Source organism: Streptacidiphilus neutrinimicus (genome assembly GCF_000787815.1).
GTDB classification, from domain to species: Bacteria; Actinomycetota; Actinomycetes; order Streptomycetales; family Streptomycetaceae; genus Streptacidiphilus; species Streptacidiphilus neutrinimicus.
On record NZ_BBPO01000004.1, the window covers coordinates 67,069 to 84,028 of the forward strand.

Genomic DNA, 16,960 nt, shown 5'->3' on the forward strand with positions numbered 1-16,960 from the left:
CGCGCCGCTCTCCCGCGACTTAGCATCGAGCTGCTGTCGAAGGAGGCGCACGGATGACCCCACAGGATGGGCCGCAGGTCGTCGTCGGCGTCGACCCGTCCGAGCACGCCGCCACCGCTGTGGACTGGGCCGCGGACGAGGCGCGGCTGCGCGGATGGCCGCTGCGGATCGTGCACGCCCGCGGGGCCGGCGCCTCTCGGCTCGCCGCGATCTCGCACCAGGCCGCCTTCGAGGAGGCCGACCGCGCGGCCCGGACGCTGCTCGCCGACTCCGAACGGCGGGCACGCGACGGCCGCCCCGCGCTGACGACCACCACGAGCCTGGTGGACGACGCGCCCCTGCCGGGGCTGATCGGCCTCGCCCGCCCGGAGGACCTGCTGGTGACCGGCAGCCGCGGCTACGGGCGGGTCGCCTCCCTGGTGGTCGGATCCGTCAGCCAGGGCCTGGCCGCGCACGCCCCGTGCCCGGTCGTGGTGGTGCCGGACCGGGGCGCGTCCCTCCCCGGAGCGCCGGTCGTCCTCGGCGTCGGCGCCACGCAGGAGCCCGACACGGTCGCGTTCGCGTTCGCCGAGGCGGCCAGGCGGGGCTCGCCGCTCCTCGCCGTCCGGGCCTGGAGCGTGGTCGCGGCCTATCCCGGCCTCGCCACGGCCTCCACCGAGGAGCGGGTGAAGCGCGACCAGGAGGAGTCCGAGGGGTTGACCGAGCTGCTCGCCGCCGCGCGCGAGGCGTATCCGACGGTGGCGGTGCGGACCGAGATCGCCGAGGGCGCCCCCGAGGCGCCGCTGGTCAGGGCCTCCGAGGACGCCGCGCTGGTGGTGCTCGGCGCGGAGCGCGAACACCCCCGCTTCGCCCCGCCGCTGGGACGGGTGGTCCAGCACGTCCTGCACCAGGCGGACTGCCCGGTCGCCCTCGTGCCGCGCACCTGACCGCTCCGCTGTCACGTCTGTCGCACCGTCATGGAGTCACGTCGTCGCGGGCTGGGGGCCCGGCCCGGTGGCCGTACGGCTCAGGCCGAACTGCGGACGGTGACCAGGGCCCGGCCCCGCCAGACCAGCCCCGCGCCGGACGCGGTCGGCTCCGGCAGGGGCAGCGCCCTCGCCCCCGAACACGAAGTGCCCGCGAACCGCATGGCACTCCGTTACTGTGCAGTAGGAATCGCCCCGTGACAGGACCTGCGACAGAAGCGGACGCCTCACCATGACCCCCGCGAACCGCCCGCACCCCGGACTCGTCGAGCTGGCCGCGCTGCTGAGGGAGGGGCAGCTCAGCTCCCGGGCCGCCGTCGAGCAGGCGCTCGCGCGGGTGACGGAGACCCAGCCGACGCTGAACGCGTTCCGGCGGGTGCGGGCCGAGGCCGCGCTCGCGGAGGCGCAGGAGGCGGACCGGCGGCTCGCCGCCGGGGAGCGGGCGCCGCTGCTCGGCGTGCCGGTGGCGATCAAGGACGACACCGACATCGCGGGGGAGCCCACGGCGTTCGGGTGCGCCGGGGAGTTCCCCGTCGCACGGGCCGACGCCGAGGTGGTGCGGCGGCTGCGCGCGGCCGGGGCCGTCGTCGTCGGGAAGACCAACACGCCCGAGATCGGTCAGTGGGCCTTCACCGAGGGGCGCGGCTTCGGCGCCACCCGCAATCCGTGGGACCTCGAACGCAGTCCCGGCGGCTCCTCCGGCGGAGCCGCCGCCGCGGTCGCGGCCGGGGTCGTGCCCGCCGCGATCGGCTCCGACGGGGCCGGGTCGATCCGGATCCCTGCCGCCTGGACCCACCTGGTCGGCATCAAGCCGCAGCGCGGCCGCGTCTCCGCCTGGCCCGAGCCGGAGCCCTTCCACGGCCTGACCGTGCTCGGTCCGCTGGCGCGGACCGTCGCCGACGCCGCCCTGCTGCTGGACGTCGCCTCCGGCAACGCCCCGGGGGACCCGCACCGGCTCGCCCCGGAGGCGATCCTGCCCGCGGCCGGACGTGAGCCGGGCCGTCTGCGCATCGGGCTGTCCTTCCACACCGCCTGGGCGGTCCACCCGCTGCGGCTGGACCCGGAGATCCGTGCCGCGACGCTCGAACTGGCTGAAACCCTGGCCCGGTTGGGCCACGACGTGATCGAGGCCGGGCCGCGCTACGGCCTGGTGGGTCCGGCCCAGCTGCCGCGCGCCCTCGCGGGCATCCGGGCCTGGGCCCGCCGCGTGCCCGACGCCGCGCTGCTCGATCCGCGCACCCGCAGCAACATCCGCAGGGGCGCGCTCCTGGACGGCCCCGTGCTGCGCGCGGCCCGCGCGGCCGAGCGTCCGCTGCAACGGCGGATCGGCGCGGTCTTCGAGCACGTCGACGTCCTGCTGACGCCGACCACGGCCGCCCCGCCGCCCCGCGTCGGCGCGACCGACAAGCTGGGCCCGTCCGCCATGGACCGGACGATGATCACGACCTGCCCCTACGCCTGGCCCTGGAACGTCCTCGGCTGGCCCGGCGTGAACGTGCCTGCGGGGTTCACCTCGGCGGGCCTGCCGATCGGCTGCCAGCTGCTCGGCCCGGCGGCGAGCGAGACCCGACTCGTCTCGCTGGCCGCGCAGTTGGAGGCCGACCGCCGCTGGGACCTGCTGCGGCCGCCCGCGCAGGCGGCGGCGGGCGCGGCGAGCGCGGAGTGAGGCGTCGCCTGCGCGTCACTTCCACCCAGTAACGTGCAGGTAGCAGCAAGCATGTGCGGGAGGACGGACGTGGGGCAGAGCGCCTCGGAGGGGCAGGCCCAGGGCCTGCGTTGGCTGGTGCTGGTCTACAAGATCCCGGCGGAGCCGACGCGGTTGCGTGCCGGCGTGTGGCGGAAGATCAAGGGGATGGGCGCCATCTACCTGCAGAACTCGGTGGCCGCGCTGCCCGCGAGCACGGCGGCGGAGCGGGCGCTGCGCCTGCTGCGCAAGGAGATCGTGGAGATGGGCGGCACCGCGTCGCTGCTCGACGCGGGCGTCCTCGGCGGCGGCGCCGAGATGGAGGACCAGTTCAACGCGGCCCGCAACGACGAGTACGAGGAGATCGTCGACCGCTGCGAGGACTTCCTCGGGCAGATCGAGAAGGAGTACCGGGCCGAGCACTTCACCTACGCGGAGCTCGAGGAGAACGACGAGGACCTGGTGAAGCTGCGGAACTGGTTCGCGAAGGTCGAGGCGCGGGACGTGCTGGGCGCCTCGGGCAAGACCGCGGCGGCCGCGGCGCTGGAGCGCTGCGCGAAGGTCCTGGACGAGTACGCAGGCCGCGTCTACGCCGAGGAGGGGGAGGGCCGCTGAGGCCACCCCCTCCCGCGGGCGGATTCAGGCTCCGGACGGGGCCGGAGCCGTGCCCAGGACGTGCCGGACGCTCAGGAGGCGCCGCCCGACCCCGTCGCGGCGGCGCGGGCGGCCCTGACCACCCGGAGCAGCGACAGGCCCAGCAGCAGGGCGACGGCCAGCGGCACCAGCCACCACGCGTTGACCCCGGACTGCGTCAGGCCCCAGGTGGCGGCGAGTGCCACGGCGACGCCGAGGGCGACGCGCCAGTCGTCGCCGACGACGAAGTCGTACCAGAAGCGGCCGAACGACCGCAGGGCCGAGACAGTGCGTTCGACGACGCTCATGTGAGGCTCCCTTCGGTGGGGTGGACCGTGCGCAGCGTGCCCGCGGCGCGGGCACGGCGCAGCACGGAGGTGTAGCCGAGGGCCAGCAGCGCCACGGCCGGGACGACGACCAGCAGCGCGGCGTCGGAGCCGGGCCAGTTCGCGCCCGCGCCCTCGGTGGCCCAGAAGACGCCGAAGGCGGTGAGCATGGTGCCGACGACGAACTTCATCGTGTTCTCCGGCACCCGCGCGAGCGGCGCGCGCACCGCGAACCCGGCGACGGTCACGATCGCGACGGCGACGACGGCGCCCAGCACCGCGACGGGGATGTCGTGCTGGTTGTCGCCGAAGGTGACGACGATGAACGCGACCTCCAGGCCCTCGAGGAAGACGCCCTTGAAGGACAGCGTGAACGCGTACCAGTCCTTGACCCGGCCCCGGCCGCCCTGGACGGCTGCGGACGCGGCCGCGACCTCGTCGGCGTAGGCCTGCGTCTCGTCGTGCAGGGCCTTGTACCCCGAGCCCCGCATGATGGCCTTGCGCAGCCACTGCAGGCCGAAGACCAGCAGCAGTGCGCCGACGATCAGGCGCAGCGCCCCGAGCGGGATCTGCCCGACCGCGGGGCCGAGCACCGCGACGGTCACCGCCAGCGACAGCAGCGCGGCGAGGGTGCCCTGCCAGGCGGAGCCCCAGTGGCGGCTGGTGCCGGCGGCGAGCACGATCGTGAGCGCCTCCACGGCCTCGACCGCGCAGGCGAGCAGGACGGTGACGAAGAGCACGAAGGTCGTCATCGGTCACCTCCAGGGTGTGAACAGGGGCGGCGACGAATGGTCATGGGACCTCCACGGGTGTGCGGTCGGACAATGGAGCGGCGTCCTGTCCAGCCCCGGTGGGCCGGGCGGAGGACGCGGGGTAGGCGAAGCACCCGTCAGGGTCCAAGGTGACCCGGACGCGTGCGCCGCGCGGGCAGGCCCGCCGGTCGAAGACGCCGGTGAGGCGGGAGCCGTCCGCGAGTTCCACGACGTGGTCGTAGCCGCGCCCGCGATAGGCGGTGTCGGCGACGGTGCCCGTCAGGCTCTGTGAGGCGAGGGGTGCGGTGCGGCCGTCGGCGGGGTCGCCGGGCTCCTCCGCGAGGGTGACCGCGGCCGGGCGGATCAGGACCTGGACCGCCGCGTCGTCGTCGTGCGCGCCCATGGCCGTGGCCACCAGGGAGCCGGCCGGGGTGGCGCACATGACCCGGCCGACGTGCGGTGCGCCGGTGGCGCGCCCGGTCAGCTCGCCCGCCAGCCCGGTGAAGCGGGCCACGAACGGGCTGGCGGGGCGCTGGTAGACCTCCTCGGGCCCGGCGAGCTGGACCAGGCGGCCCTGCTCCAGCACGCCGACGGTGTCGGCGAGCGCGAACGCCTCGGCCTGGTCGTGGGTGATGTAGACGACCGTCGCGCCGCTCTCGCGGGTCAGCGCCGCGATCTCCACGCGCAGCCGCTCGCGCAGGTCCGCGTCGAGGTTGGACAGCGGCTCGTCGAAGAGCAGCAGGCCGGGCCGCGCGACCAGCGCCCGGGCGAGCGCGACGCGCTGCTGCTGGCCCCCGGAGAGCTGGTGCGGGTAGCGCTCGGCGTGCGCGCCGAGGCCGACGCGGTCCAGGCAGGCCGCGACTTGGGCCGCGGACTGCTCCTTCGTGGGCCGCCTGCGCCGGAGCGCGTAGGCGACGTTCTCGGCTGCGGTCATGTGCGGCCACAGCGCGTAGTCCTGGAACACCATCGCCAGCTCGCGCCGGTCCGGCGGCAGGTGGGTGCGGCCCTCGGCCAGTGTCCGCTCGCCCAGCCGGATACCGCCGCCATCGGCGCGCTCGATGCCCGCCAGGCAGCGCAGCAGCGTGGTCTTGCCGGACCCGGACGGGCCCAGCAGGACCAGGAAGCGGCCCGGTTCGACGGAGAAGGAGACCTCGTCGAGGACCCGGGTCGCGCCGAAGGACTTGCTCAGGCGTTCCACCACCAGGGCGTCGGTCGTGCCGGGAGCGGTCGTGGCGGGAGCGCTCGTGGCGGGAGTGGTCGTGGCGGTCATGCGAGGGCCTCCAGACGTCGGGCCGCGGGAAGGAACAGGCGCACAGCGCCGAGCACGAGACCGATCAGGACGAGCGAACCGGCGACCACGACGACGGTCATCGCCGCGCCCGCGCCCAGGTCGTAGCCCTGCAACTGCCGGGTGATCGCCACCGACAGCGGCTCCTGGCCGGGCGGGGCGAGCAGCTGGGACACCGGCAGCTCCAGCAGCGTGCCGCAGAAGGCGATCAGCCAGGTCCACACCAGCGAGCCGGCCACCAGCGGCAGCACGGCCCCGGCCCAGGCCGACACCGGACGGCGGCCGTGGATCCGGGCCGCCCACAGCAGCGAGTCGCTGACCTGGCCGAGCGGCCCGGACAGCAGCCGCGCCGCCGACGGCAGCGCGCCCGCGAGATAGCCGAGAACGAGCAGCGTCGTCGTCCCGTACAGGTCGATGCCGAGTTCGGAGGCGAACGGCAGGTTGTAGGTGAAGATGTAGCCGCTGGCGAGCAGCACGCTCGGCAGCGCGATCGCCGCGAGGAGCAGCAGGTCCAGCAGGCGTCCGGCCCGGCCTCCGCCCTGGCGGGCGAGCGCGCGTCCGGCGACCGCGCCCAGGATCACGGCGGCGCACGCGGTGATGGCCGCGAGCCGTGCCGAGTAGCCGAGCGCGGAGATCAGCTCGCCCGAGCGCAGCACGTGGCGGAAGTTGGCGAGGCTCAGCGACGCGGTGGTGACCTTGCCGCCGGACGGCAGCAGCGAGGCCGCCGCCGCGCCGAAGGCGGGCACGCCCGCGGCGGCGAGGAAGAAGCCGCCGACGCCGACCAGTGCCGCCGTCTGCCGCAGCGCGCCGAGGCGGGCCCGGCGGGCCGGGCGGGTGCGCCCGGACAGTACCTGGTAGCTGCGCCCGCGCAGCGAGCGGCGCTGCGCCAGCAGGGCGAGGCCGACCAGGGCCAGCAGCAGCCAGCCCATCGCCGAGGCGAGCGGGAAGTCGGCCGGGAAGGTGGAGATGGACTGCTCCATCGCGCCGGTCAGCAGCGGGAAGTTCCCCTGCGAGGCGAGGGTCGCGGCCACGCCGTAGTCGGAGATCGACTCCGCGAACACGATCGCGAACGCGGCCCACAGCGCGGGCGCGAGCATCGGCAGCACGACCCGGGCCGTGGCCAGGCGCCCGCCGCCGTGGGTGCGGGCGGCGTCCTCGAACTCCCGGCCCAGGCCCCGCAGCAGCGCGGTGACGGCCAGGTAGGCGAAGGGGACGCCGCGCGAGGCCAGCACCCAGATCACCCCGGCCGGTCCGAGCACCACCGACCGCAGCCCCACCGGGTCCTGCCCGAGGAGCCGGGCCAGCACGCCCTGCGGCTCCACCAGCCAGGTCCACCCCAGCGATTCGAGGTAGGAGGGGGCCAGCAGCAGCGCCCACAGCAGCACCCGCCATACGCCCTGTCCGGCGAGCGTGGTGCGCTCGGTCAGCCAGGCGAGCGCCAGCGCGACGACGGTGGCCAGCAGCGCTGCCCCCAGGCCGACGGCGAGCGAGTCGAGCAGCGCGTGCGCCGTCCACCCGGACAGCACCTGCTGGAACGGCGCCCAGGTGAACCAGGCGTCGCCCTGGCCGAAGAGCCGCGGCGAGACGGCGACCAGCAGGAACCCGGCGACCGGGAGCAGCAGCACCGCGGCGAACAGTCCCCAGGGCAGCAGCCGCAGGGCACCCGCGACCTGCGGGCGCAGCAGCCGGGCCAGACGCCGGGGCCCGGCCGGGGACGCCTGGTCCGCGCGCGCGGCGGCGCGCGGGCCAGGGGTGAGCGTGGTGTCGGTCATGGGTCAGTGGACGATCGTGTTGCTGAACCAGGTGTTGACGGTGCCTTCCTTGGGGCCCCAGACGTAGGGGTCGATCGCCTGGGTGGGCACCGACTCCAGGGCGGGCAGCTCCGGGTCGGGAGTGACGCCCTGGACGATGGGCCAGTACAGGGAGTCGCCGTTGCGGTCGCCGGTCAGCATCACCTGCTGGCCCTGGGGGCTGAGCACGAAGGAGGCGAACTTCTCCGCCTCGGACCGCTCCTGCGCCGAGACCTTGCCGTCGATGCCGATGACGCTGGGCAGCGAGGTGACCTTGGGCAGGTAGGCGGTCTTGATGTTCTTGTCCTTGATCCCGGCGGCGATGCCGGCGGAGCTCTGGATCAGGGCGACCTTGATCTGGCCGGTCTGCAGCGCGTGCAGGGTGTCGCCGTTGGTCTGGAAGACGTGCAGGCCGTTGGACTTGAGCGAGCTGTAGAAGGCCTCGCCCTGGCTGTCGCCGCCGAGCTGGTTGAGCATGCCCGCGACGAACGGGTAGGTCGGGCCGGAGACGGCCGGGTCGTTCATGCCCACCGCGCCCTTCCAGGCGGGGGTGAGCAGGTCCTGCCAGCTGGTCGGCGGGTTCGGGGTCCTGCTCGCGTCGTAGACCAGGGCCGCGGTGACGGTCAGGCCGGTCGGCACGTAGCTCTTGTCCTTGGGCACGACGGCCTGGCCGGCCGCGTTCAGCTGCACGCTCGGCTCGAAGTTCTTGACCAGCATCCCTGCCTGGTCGAGCGCGGCGAACGCCTCGTCGCCGTCCACCCACAGCACGCCCCACTGCGGGTTGCCGCGCTCGGCCTGGACGCGGGCCAGCAGCGGGCCGGTGCTGTCGTCGACGAGCTTGGTGGGGATGCCGGTGGCCTTCTGGAAGGCGGTGACCATGGCCTGGTCGTAGCCCTGGGCGGAGTACACCACCAGCGGCACGGGCGCCCCGGTGGAGACCACGCTGCCTCCAGAAGAGGCGCCCTGGCTCGATCCACACGCAGAGAGCACGGCCATCACCAGTCCTGCTGCGGCGACGACGCCGACCGACCGTCTACGCGCGCCCACAGCGGTTCGAAGAGACATGTTCGCTCCAGCACAAGTGAAAAGTAACAGTGGTTAGAACCGTGGAGCAACGGGTCAAACGGACGAGACGCGTCCGGCCAAGTGCAGATGAACGCGCGGCGAACGTCGGGATGCGGGCACGGCGGAGGCGCGCGCGGGCGACGGCGGGGCGAGCCTAACGGCCCCGGTGGGCGGCCTCGACGGGCGCCCGGGTCACATGACGCGGCCGAAACGGGGCAGGCGCTCCGTATGGCTGCGTACGTGATCTACCTCGTCATCATCGGCCTCGTCGCCGGCGCCGTCGCGCGTCTGGTCGTGCCGGGCCGCGATCCCATCGGTGTGCTCGGGACCATCGTGCTCGGCATCGTCGGGTCCTTCCTCGGCGGCGTCCTGGGCGACGAGTTCGAGCTGCACCACTGGTCGCACAGCTTCCACACCAGCGGCATCCTGTGGTCCATCCTCGGCGCGGTGGTCGTGCTCGTCATCGCCCGGGTCACCACCCACCACCGGGTGTGACCGCCGTCAGGCGTCGGTCACCGGTGCGACGGCGGGTTCGAGGCGGATGACGACGGACTTGCTGGTCGGCGTGTTGCTCGTCTCCGCCGTCGAGTCCAGCGGCACCAGCACGTTGGCCTCGGGGAAGTAGGCGGCGGCGCACCCGCGCGGGGTGGGATAGCGGGTGGCGCGGAAGCCCCGGGCGCGGCGTTCGCCGTCCGCGTGGTCGCTGACCAGGTCGACCAGCTCGCCGTCGTGGAAACCCAGCTCGCTCAGGTCCTCCGCGCTGACGAAGACAACCCGGCGGCCGCCCCGCACGCCGCGGTAGCGGTCGTCGAGGCCGTAGACGGTCGTGTTGAACTGGTCGTGCGAGCGGACCGTGGTCAGCAGCAGGTGGCCCGCGGGCACCTCGGCCGCCGTGACCGGGTTGACCGTGAACCGGGCCTTGCCCGTCGCGGTGGGGAAGGTGCGCGAGTCGTGCGGACCGCGCGGCAGCGTGAAGCCGCCCGGCCGGGTCACCCGCGCCTCGTAGGCGTGGAAGCCCGGGACGACGTGCTCGATGTGACGGCGGATCACGGAGTAGTCCCGGCCCATCTCGCTCCACCCCAGCTCGTCGCCGAACAGCTCCCGGCCGAGGCCGGTGACGATCTCGACCTCGCTGCGCAGCTCACGCGAGCCCGGCAGCAGCCGGCCGCGCGAGGCGTGCACCATCGCCATCGAGTCCTCGACGGTGACGAACTGCTCGACGCCGTCTTTGAGGTCCCGCTCGGTGCGGCCCAGGCACGGCAGCAGCAGCGCCTCCGTGCCGTGGCAGAGGTGCGTGCGGTTGAGCTTGGTGGCCACGTTGACGGTCAGCGCGCAGTTCTGCAGCGCCGCCTCGGTGACGGTCGTGTCCGGGGTCGCGGCGGCGAAGTTGCCGCCGAGCCCGAAGAAGACATCGACCTTGCCGTCACGCATGGCCCGAATGGAGTCGACGGTGTCGAAGCCGTGGGCGCGCGGCGGTTCGAAGCCGAACTCGTCGCGGAGCCGGTCCAGGAACGCGTCCGGCATCTTCTCCCAGATGCCCACGGTCCGGTCGCCCTGGACGTTGCTGTGGCCGCGGATCGGTGCGGGCCCCGCGCCGGGACGGCCGATGTTGCCGCGCAGCAGCAGGAAGTTGACGATCTCGCGGATCGTCGGGACGGCGTTGCGGTGCTGGGTCAGGCCCATGGCCCAGCAGACGATCACGCTGTCGGCGTTCGTGACGTCGGCCGCCGTGTCCTCGATGACCCGCCGGGTCAGACCGCTCAGCTCCTCGATCCGTGCCCAGTCGAGGGAGAGCCAGGCCGCCGCGGCCTCCTCGAAGCCCTCGCAGTAGCGGTCGATGAAGTCGTGGTCGAGCACGGTGCCGGGTGCCGTCTCCTCGTCCGCCAGCAGGGCGCGGTTGAGCCCGGCGAAGAAGGCGAGGTCGCCGTTGACGCGGATCGGCAGGTGGCGGTCGGTCAGCTGGGTGCCGGCGGTCAGGCCGCGCAGGGACTGCGGGTTGTGGAAGCGCCCGAAGCCGGCCTCGGGCAGCGGGTTGACGGCGATGATCTTCGCGCCGCGACGCTTGGCCTGCTCCAGCGCGGTCAGCATGCGCGGGTGGCAGGTGCCGGGGTTCTGGCCCACGATCATGATCAGGTCGGAGTGGTCGGTGATGTCCTGAAGGGAGATCACGCCCTTGCCCACGCCGATCGTCTGTTTCAGCGCGGCGCCGCTGGACTCGTGACACATGTTCGAGCAGTCCGGCAGGTTGTTGGTCCCCAGGCGCCGGGCCAGCAGCTGGTAGGCGAACGCCGCCTCGTTGCTGGTGCGGCCGCTGGTGTAGAAGACGGCCCGGTTCGGATCGTCCATCGAGCGCAGCCGGTCGGCGGTCAGCGCGAGCGCGTCCTGCCAGGAGATCGGGGCGAAGTGCGTGGCCCCCGGCGCGAGGTGCATCGGCTCGACCAGGCGGCCCTGGGACTCCAGCCACAACCCGTCGTGCGCGCGCAGCTCGGCGACGGAGTGGGCGGCGAAGAAGGCGCGGTCGACGCGCTTGCGCGTGGCCTCCCAGGCCACGGCCTTCGCGCCGTTCTCGCAGAACTCGGCCTTCTTGCGCTCACCCGGGGGCGGATCGGGCCAGGCGCAGCTCGGGCAGTCGAACCCGTTGACCTGGTTCAGCGCGAGCAGCGACTGCATGCCACGGACCGGGCCCGGTTCCTCCCGGGCGTACTTCACCGTCTCGGTGACGCTGTGGACGCCGACGCTGGAGTGCTGCGGAGGGGCGGTGCGCAGCTCCGGCTCCTGCTGCCGCTCGTGGTTCTCCCCGCCCGCCCGGGTCGGGTCCGGCACGCTCATGGCCGTCTCCTCCGTGGGAAAGACGTCTCTCACTCGACGGATAACCTTCCCGATCGTGGGCAAAACCCAGCAGGAGCTGCTCGTTTCCCGCAGCTGGGAGATGATGGCCGGAAGGGGGGACGGCCCGAAACCGGGAGCGTGCACATGACGTCCAGCACGGACGAAACCGGCGACACCGCCGCCAGCCGCTTCGCCGTGGCCGAGGACATCGGCGCGTCGGAGGCGCTGCTGCGGCTCTCAGGGGAGCTCGACCACGACACGGCCCCCGCTCTGCGCACGGCCCTCGACCACTGCGAGGACGCGGGCTCGGCGCGCATCCTGGTGGACTTCTCCGACCTGCGGTTCTGCGACTCCACCGGCCTCAACGTGCTGCTGCAGGCGCGCGCCCGGGCCCAGGCGCGCGACGGGGCTGTCGAGCTGGTCGGGCTGGGCCGCGGCGTGTCCCGGGTCTTCGACCTCACCGGCGCCGCGACGCTCTTCCCCCGCTACCCGACGCTCGCCGAGGCGCGCTCGGCCGGCGGGGCGCCGCAGGGGGCCTGAGAACGGGGGACGGACGGGAGTCCTGACAAGGGCAGGCAGGACCAAGGAGCGGAGGCTCGCGGTGGACGGCACAGGCGGTTCGACGGGCGCGGCGGGCGTGGACCGGCTGCACCTCGGGGGAGCGACCGGCGTGGTGGGCCGGTGCCGCGACTTCGTCAGCGCCAGCCTCGCCGCGCGCGGTTGGCTGGACGACCCGCAGGAGGAGCAGCTCGCCGTGGTGGAGGACGTGCTGCTGATGACGTCCGAACTGGTCACCAACGCCTGCCTGCACGCCGGGGGACCGCAGGAGCTCGCCGTGTCCGCGGCCGGCGACCGCCTGCGGGTCGAAGTGGCCGACGCCAACCCGGTCAGCCCCGAGCTGCGCCCGCTCACCGTCCCCGCGTACCCCGGCGGCCACGGGCTGCGGGTGGTCCAGCGGCTCGCCCACCGCTGGGGGAGCGAGCCCCGGGACGGCGGCAAGGTCGTCTGGTTCGAGATCGACCACGCCTGAGCGGCGTCCGCGCAGGAGGGCCGCGAAAGGGGCCCGAACGCGAGGCCCGAACGCGAGGCCCGAACGCGAGGCCCGAACGCGAGGCCCGAACGCGAGGGCCGAAAAGGCAGGTGTGTCCCCTCCCCGACGGGGAAAGCGCGCCCGGAAGCCGCCGCCCGGCGCGCCTGTGCGCCGGGCCGCGGCCCGATCGGGAGGAGCAGCGGATGGCATCCATCAGCTTCCCGCTCGTGTGGCGCGGGGACGGCCAGGTGCTGGTACCGGCCTCGGTCCTGTCGCGCATGTTGCGGGAGATCGACGACCAGCTGTCCGGCTGGCCGGGCCAGGGTGCGGACCAGAGCACGGTCGAGGCAGTCCGCACCTTGCTGAACGAGGTCGCCGACCAGATCGACGTCGACTGCATCGCCGTGGCCTCCGAGCTCGAGGACGGGATCGGGGACGACGCCGCCGGTGAGGGCGGCGGTGACGCCCGGAGCTGACGCGCGGGGTGTGGGCCCGGTGAGCGAGGGTACTCGCGCCGCGAGGCCGCCCGCGGGCGGCCTGCCCGACGCGGAGCGAGCCGACGGAGGAAGTGGTCGCGGTGAGACGGGTGACGATCGAGCTGGTCTGTCTGGTGGACGGTGAGGTGCTGGTCCCGGCGGTGACCCTCTCCGGGCTGCTGCGGCACGTGTCGGAGGAGGTCGGCACGTGGTCCGGCCGGGCGGCGGACCCGGCCACCCTGCTGGAGGTCAAGGAGATGATGGACAGCCTGGCCGACCGGATCGACGTGGACTGCATGGCGCTCGTCTCCGAGCTCGACGAGGACTGAACCACCCGCCGGGTGACGGGCGGGCGTTTGCGGGGAGGGCATCCGGTTATCCGCGCGGTACGGAAAGGGAGGCCCGCCATGGGAGAGACGCGCGTGGAGGAGGCCGGGCAGGTCACCGGCACGATGGACAAGGACTACGACCTGATCTGGGCGGAGCGTTGACGGCGGCCCGCAGGTGACGGAGCCGGAAGCCGGTCAGGACGCCGCCGCCGGCACACAGCCGTGGCGGGCCCTGGCCGTCTGCCTGACGGCCGGGTTCATGACCCTGCTGGACGTCAGCATCGTGAACGTGGCCCTGCCGTCGATCCGGGTGGGCCTCGGCGCCGGCGACGCGGCCCTCCAGTGGGTCGTCTCCGGCTACTCGCTGACTTTCGGTCTGCTGCTCGTCCCGGCTGGGCGGCTGGGCGACGCCCGGGACCGGCGCAAGGTGTTCATGCTCGGGGTCAGCGGGTTCGTTGTCGCCAGCGTCGCCTGCGGACTTGCCCCCACGCCCGCGTGGCTGGTCGGCGCACGCCTCGTGCAGGGCGGCGCGGGCGGCGCGGTGCTGCCGCAGGTGTCCGGCTACATCCAGGAGAGCTTCCAGGGGAAGGACCGCGGCCGCGCCTTCGGGATCTTCGGCGCGGTCGTCGGCATCTCCACCGCGGTCGGGCCGCTGCTCGGCGGCCTGCTGATCGAGCTGTTCGGCCAGCACGAGGGCTGGCGCTGGGTGTTCTACGTCAACGTGCCTGTCGGCGCGACGGCCGTGGTGCTGGCCGCCAAGCTGCTCCCGAAGGGCCGCGTCCGCGGCCGGACCCGCAACGCCCGCATGGACCCCGTCGCCGTCGTGCTGCTCGGGACGGGCGTCACCGCTCTGCTGCTGCCGCTGATCGAGCTGCGCAGCTGGCCCGTGGCGGCCCTGGCGGGCGGGTTCGCCGCGGCCGCCGTGCTGCTGACCGCCTTCACCCTCTGGGAACACCGCTACCAGCGCCGTGATCCCGAGGCGCCGTTGGTCGCGCTGGACCTGTTCGCCAAGCCCTCCTACGTGTTCGGCTCCGCGCTGGCCGGATGCTACTTCGCGGGGTTCACCGCCATCTTCTTCGCCGTCACGCTGTTCCTGCAGAGCGGCGAGCACGAGAGCGCGCTCGTCGCGGGCCTGACGCTGACGCCCTTCGCGCTCGGCTCGGCGGCGTCGGCCGCCGTCGGCGGGCGGATCGTCCACAAGTTCGGCCGGCGCATGGTCGTGGCGGGCGCGGCCACGGTTGTGGTGGGCGTCCTCGCGACGGCCTTCGCGGCCACGCAGGCCGACCAGGCCGACATGTCGGCGGCACTGACCGGCCCGCTGCTGGTCGCGGGGCTGGGCAGCGGCCTGGTCATCTCCCCGAACTTGACGCTGACGCTCAGCGACGTGCCCGTCGAACGCGCGGGCAGCGCCGGTGGGGTGGTGCAGACGATCCAGCGGATCGGGGCCGCGCTCGGCATCGCCGCCATCGGCAGCGTGCTGTTCAGCCGGATCGCCCATGCTCCGCACGACTGGACCGGCGCGTTCGCCGCCAGCCTGTGCGCGGTGGCCGTCGCGGTGGCGGCGGCCCTGCTCGTCGGCGTCGCGGACGTCGTCCACGACGCGCGGCGGGAACGGAAGCAGGAGCAGGAGCAGCAGCTGGGGACGGCAGACGAGGAGGTCACCGTCCGCCGACGGCGCTGACGGCCGCTCAGGTAAGTGATGCGGCGGCGCGACCAAGAGGACGGGCAGCACGCTCGCGGCGAACACGTGGAGGCCGATGTCTCGGGTGGTCAGGAGTGCTCCGGCCGTCGGCGGGAGCGGATCTGCAGGCCAGGGCGCCGTCGGTGGACCGTCAGGTAGGACAGGCCGTCGTCACCGGCGGTCAGGCCGCGGGTGGAGCCGTGCGGCAGCCAGTAGAGCGAGCCGGCGGCGAGCTGCTGCTCGCCCTCGGGCGAGGTGAGCGTGCCGGCTCCGGACACGACCAGCAGCAGCACGTCCAGGTCGGGCTCGGTGTGCGTGCCGACCTGGCGGCCGGGCCGCAGGTGGACCACGTTGGCGTCCAGCTGACGCCCGGACTCGGCCAGTTTCCACATCGCTCCGGCGGCGGCAGCTTCGGGGGCCGCGGTGAGCGCGTGGATGTCGCAGAGCAGGCCCGGCACAGGGGCGGGAGTGGAGGCGGCGGACAACCCGCCGGTGAACGGCTCGTCCGCGTCGTCGTCAGTCACGGCCTCGTTCCCTTCTGGTGCGCTCGCACCGGCACCGCCCATTATCGAGCTGCTGCGCGGCGCAGGTGAGCCGCTCGGGCTCGCGGACGTGGCCGAGCGGCCCGGCGTGCGCGCCAGCACGCAGCTACCGGCTGCTCGCGCAGATCCTCCTCAGCCGACTGGCGGGCGAGGGCGGCGAAGGCGGCGCGGGGGCCCGCCTGGCGGCCCGGACCGGCGTGACCGGGGTGATCCGCCTGCGGCGCTGCCCGTTCCTGGAGCTCGTCGAGGAATGCACATGGCGGCGGGTAGCGGGATCCCGGCTGGTGTCTTCCTCGGCCACCCCTGGCGTGTCTCACACCGCGGATAGAAACGGACGCCAATATTCCGTTTTCTGCGTGAGCCCGGACATAGGGGGCAAAAGCGCCCGCAGGCACAGCACAGCTCACTCCACAGATAGGAGAACCGTGCGATGAGTGCGGGAAAGAAGATCAAGCACACGACGGAGACCGCGAAGGGCAAGGCCAAGGAGACGGCCGGCAAGGCGGTCGGCAACGAGCGCATGGTCGCCAAGGGCAAGGCCGAGCAGGTCAAGGGCGACGCCGCCCAGGCCGGCCAGAAGGCCAAGGACGCGCTGAAGCACTGATCCCGGACCGTCGCGCGTCCGGTCACGGCCACGGTCACGCAAGGTGACCGTGGCCGGTTTCAGCACCAGGGGCTCGGGTACGCGCCGGGCCCCATCGGACCCGGAACGCGACGCGGAGCCGGAGTCCGGACTTCACGAGCAGGGAGAGCCATGAACAACACCAAGCTGGCGATGGCCGTGGGGGGCGGCTATCTGCTGGGCCGCATGCACAAGGCGCGGTGGGCGCTGACCTTGGCAGGTCTCGCCGCCGGTAAGCGCCTCAGCGCCAACGGCGGGGGCCTGCTGGGCGGCCTCATGGAGTCCCCGCAGCTGAAGGAGCTGGCCGGCACCGTGACCGGTGAACTCGCGGACGCGGGCCGCAAGGCCGCGATCGCGGCGGCGAGCCGACGCATGGGCTCGCTGACGGACCGTCTGGAGAGCGGGACGGCGGCGCTGCGTGACGCCGGACGCGGCAGGAGCAGGGACGGAGCCGAGGACGAATCCGAGGAGCCCGAGCCCGAAGACCAGGAGGAGCCCGAGGAGCCCGAGCAGGAAGAGCCGGAGGACGAAGACGAGGACGCCGAGGACCAGAACGACGAAGACGAGGACGAGGACGTCGAGGACCAGGAGGAGCAGGACCAGGAGGAGCCGCCGCGCCGGAGCGGGGGGTCGCGGAGCTCCACACGCGGTTCGCGGACGGCGGCGAAGCCCGCCGCGTCCCGGAGGTCGGCCGCTCCGTCCTCGGCCACGAAGAGCCGGGCCGGCGGCACGGCGAAGAAGGCAGTCGCGAAGGCCCCGGCCAAGAAGGCCGCGGCGAAGGCGCCGGCGAAGAAGGCCGCGGCCAAGGCACCGGCGAAGAAGGCGCCGGCCAAGAAGGCCACCGCGACGAAGGCGACCGCCCGGACCGGTGCGGCGGCGAAGAAGACCGCGAGCACGGCGCGGAAGGCAACCGGCGGGCGGCGTGACGCGGCACGGAAGCGTGGGTGA

The 16,960-nt window shown here is 73.8% G+C and carries 18 protein-coding genes; 11 read left to right on the plus strand and 7 right to left on the minus strand.

From position 1 onward, the window contains the following. The first annotated feature begins 53 nt into the window (after positions 1-53). From TR48_RS04500 to TR48_RS04510, 3 genes are all read left to right on the plus strand, one after another. Positions 54-926, plus strand: coding sequence for a universal stress protein (locus TR48_RS04500; RefSeq protein ID WP_042364545.1), 873 nt, complete (start codon positions 54-56; stop codon positions 924-926). A gap of 271 nt (positions 927-1,197) precedes the next feature. Beyond that, the gene (locus TR48_RS04505; protein ID WP_042364546.1) at positions 1,198-2,631 is read left to right on the plus strand and encodes an amidase; all 1,434 of its coding nucleotides are present in this window, start codon (positions 1,198-1,200) and stop codon (positions 2,629-2,631) included. Positions 2,632-2,700: 69 nt separating this feature from the next. Beyond that, entirely contained in the window at positions 2,701-3,264 is a 564-nt protein-coding gene (locus TR48_RS04510; protein ID WP_201777085.1) for a Chromate resistance protein ChrB, read from the plus strand. Positions 3,265-3,335: 71 nt separating this feature from the next. Here the strand turns inward: TR48_RS04510 and TR48_RS04515 are convergent, their stop codons facing one another. From TR48_RS04515 to TR48_RS04535, 5 genes are read right to left on the minus strand one after another with little or no spacing between them, the layout of a single operon-like run. Next, positions 3,336-3,590, minus strand: coding sequence for a hypothetical protein (locus tag TR48_RS04515; RefSeq protein WP_042364548.1), 255 nt, complete (start codon positions 3,588-3,590; stop codon positions 3,336-3,338). After that, positions 3,587-4,360, minus strand: a complete 774-nt coding sequence (locus TR48_RS45155; protein WP_042364549.1) for a COG4280 domain-containing protein — start codon at positions 4,358-4,360, stop codon at positions 3,587-3,589. The genes TR48_RS04515 and TR48_RS45155 overlap by 4 nt, the downstream gene beginning before the upstream one ends. 40 nt (positions 4,361-4,400) lie before the next feature. Next, positions 4,401-5,630 carry an ABC transporter ATP-binding protein gene (locus TR48_RS41610; RefSeq protein ID WP_052442393.1) on the minus strand — a complete coding sequence of 410 codons (1,230 nt, stop codon included), beginning with the start codon at positions 5,628-5,630 and terminating at the stop codon, positions 4,401-4,403. Further along, a complete protein-coding gene (locus tag TR48_RS04530) occupies positions 5,627-7,420 on the minus strand; it encodes an ABC transporter permease (RefSeq protein WP_042364550.1) in 1,794 nt (597 codons plus the stop codon). Before TR48_RS04530 ends, TR48_RS41610 begins: the two co-directional genes overlap by 4 nt. A 3-nt stretch (positions 7,421-7,423) precedes the next feature. After that, positions 7,424-8,380, minus strand: a complete 957-nt coding sequence (locus TR48_RS04535) for an ABC transporter substrate-binding protein (RefSeq protein ID WP_052442394.1) — start codon at positions 8,378-8,380, stop codon at positions 7,424-7,426. Between the two features lie 351 nt (positions 8,381-8,731). Here TR48_RS04535 and TR48_RS04540 point away from each other — a divergent pair, with 351 nt between their 5' ends. Then, the gene (locus TR48_RS04540) at positions 8,732-8,998 is read left to right on the plus strand and encodes a GlsB/YeaQ/YmgE family stress response membrane protein (protein ID WP_042364552.1); all 267 of its coding nucleotides are present in this window, start codon (positions 8,732-8,734) and stop codon (positions 8,996-8,998) included. 6 nt (positions 8,999-9,004) lie between these two features. Here TR48_RS04540 and TR48_RS04545 read toward each other — a convergent pair whose 3' ends face one another. Further along, entirely contained in the window at positions 9,005-11,332 is a 2,328-nt protein-coding gene (locus tag TR48_RS04545; RefSeq protein ID WP_042364553.1) for an FdhF/YdeP family oxidoreductase, read from the minus strand. 144 nt (positions 11,333-11,476) lie between these two features. Between TR48_RS04545 and TR48_RS04550 the strand changes: the two genes are divergently transcribed. The 5 genes from TR48_RS04550 to TR48_RS04570 all read left to right on the plus strand — a co-directional run bounded on the left by TR48_RS04550 (position 11,477) and on the right by TR48_RS04570 (position 14,848). Beyond that, a complete protein-coding gene (locus TR48_RS04550) occupies positions 11,477-11,872 on the plus strand; it encodes an STAS domain-containing protein (RefSeq protein ID WP_052442395.1) in 396 nt (131 codons plus the stop codon). 61 nt (positions 11,873-11,933) lie between these two features. Next, a complete protein-coding gene (locus TR48_RS04555) occupies positions 11,934-12,362 on the plus strand; it encodes an ATP-binding protein (protein ID WP_042364554.1) in 429 nt (142 codons plus the stop codon). Positions 12,363-12,565: 203 nt separating this feature from the next. Further along, on the plus strand, positions 12,566-12,838 hold the full coding sequence (locus TR48_RS04560) for a hypothetical protein (RefSeq protein WP_042364555.1): 273 nt from the start codon (positions 12,566-12,568) through the stop codon (positions 12,836-12,838). 101 nt (positions 12,839-12,939) lie between these two features. Next, complete coding sequence (locus TR48_RS04565; protein WP_152627792.1) at positions 12,940-13,167, plus strand: hypothetical protein; 228 nt, start codon at positions 12,940-12,942, stop codon at positions 13,165-13,167. Positions 13,168-13,342: 175 nt separating this feature from the next. After that, complete coding sequence (locus TR48_RS04570; protein ID WP_042364557.1) at positions 13,343-14,848, plus strand: MFS transporter; 1,506 nt, start codon at positions 13,343-13,345, stop codon at positions 14,846-14,848. 89 nt (positions 14,849-14,937) lie between these two features. Here the strand turns inward: TR48_RS04570 and TR48_RS04575 are convergent, their stop codons facing one another. After that, positions 14,938-15,372: a cupin domain-containing protein gene (locus tag TR48_RS04575; RefSeq protein WP_042364558.1), complete on the minus strand. Its 435-nt coding sequence runs from the start codon at positions 15,370-15,372 to the stop codon at positions 14,938-14,940. A 448-nt stretch (positions 15,373-15,820) separates the two neighbouring features. Here TR48_RS04575 and TR48_RS04580 point away from each other — a divergent pair, with 448 nt between their 5' ends. Together TR48_RS04580 and TR48_RS04585 are read left to right on the plus strand one after the other, a co-directional pair. Continuing rightward, positions 15,821-15,994 (plus strand): CsbD family protein, encoded by a 174-nt coding sequence (locus tag TR48_RS04580; RefSeq protein WP_042364559.1) that lies wholly within the window; start codon positions 15,821-15,823, stop codon positions 15,992-15,994. Between the two features lie 150 nt (positions 15,995-16,144). Continuing rightward, a complete protein-coding gene (locus TR48_RS04585; RefSeq protein WP_042364560.1) occupies positions 16,145-16,960 on the plus strand; it encodes a hypothetical protein in 816 nt (271 codons plus the stop codon).

Bases quoted from the DNA above. Each gene is read 5' to 3' on its own strand.
- TR48_RS04500 (WP_042364545.1), top strand. From the start codon at position 54: ATGACCCCACAGGATGGGCCGCAGGTCGTCGTCGGCGTCGACCCGTCC.
- TR48_RS04505 (WP_042364546.1), top strand. From the start codon at position 1,198: ATGACCCCCGCGAACCGCCCGCACCCCGGACTCGTCGAGCTGGCCGCG.
- TR48_RS04515 (WP_042364548.1), bottom strand. From the start codon at position 3,590: ATGAGCGTCGTCGAACGCACTGTCTCGGCCCTGCGGTCGTTCGGCCGC.
- TR48_RS45155 (WP_042364549.1), bottom strand. From the start codon at position 4,360: ATGACGACCTTCGTGCTCTTCGTCACCGTCCTGCTCGCCTGCGCGGTC.
- TR48_RS41610 (WP_052442393.1), bottom strand. From the start codon at position 5,630: ATGACCGCCACGACCACTCCCGCCACGAGCGCTCCCGCCACGACCGCT.
- TR48_RS04530 (WP_042364550.1), bottom strand. From the start codon at position 7,420: ATGACCGACACCACGCTCACCCCTGGCCCGCGCGCCGCCGCGCGCGCG.
- TR48_RS04540 (WP_042364552.1), top strand. From the start codon at position 8,732: ATGGCTGCGTACGTGATCTACCTCGTCATCATCGGCCTCGTCGCCGGC.
- TR48_RS04545 (WP_042364553.1), bottom strand. From the start codon at position 11,332: ATGAGCGTGCCGGACCCGACCCGGGCGGGCGGGGAGAACCACGAGCGG.
- TR48_RS04550 (WP_052442395.1), top strand. From the start codon at position 11,477: ATGACGTCCAGCACGGACGAAACCGGCGACACCGCCGCCAGCCGCTTC.
- TR48_RS04560 (WP_042364555.1), top strand. From the start codon at position 12,566: ATGGCATCCATCAGCTTCCCGCTCGTGTGGCGCGGGGACGGCCAGGTG.
- TR48_RS04580 (WP_042364559.1), top strand. From the start codon at position 15,821: ATGAGTGCGGGAAAGAAGATCAAGCACACGACGGAGACCGCGAAGGGC.
- TR48_RS04585 (WP_042364560.1), top strand. From the start codon at position 16,145: ATGAACAACACCAAGCTGGCGATGGCCGTGGGGGGCGGCTATCTGCTG.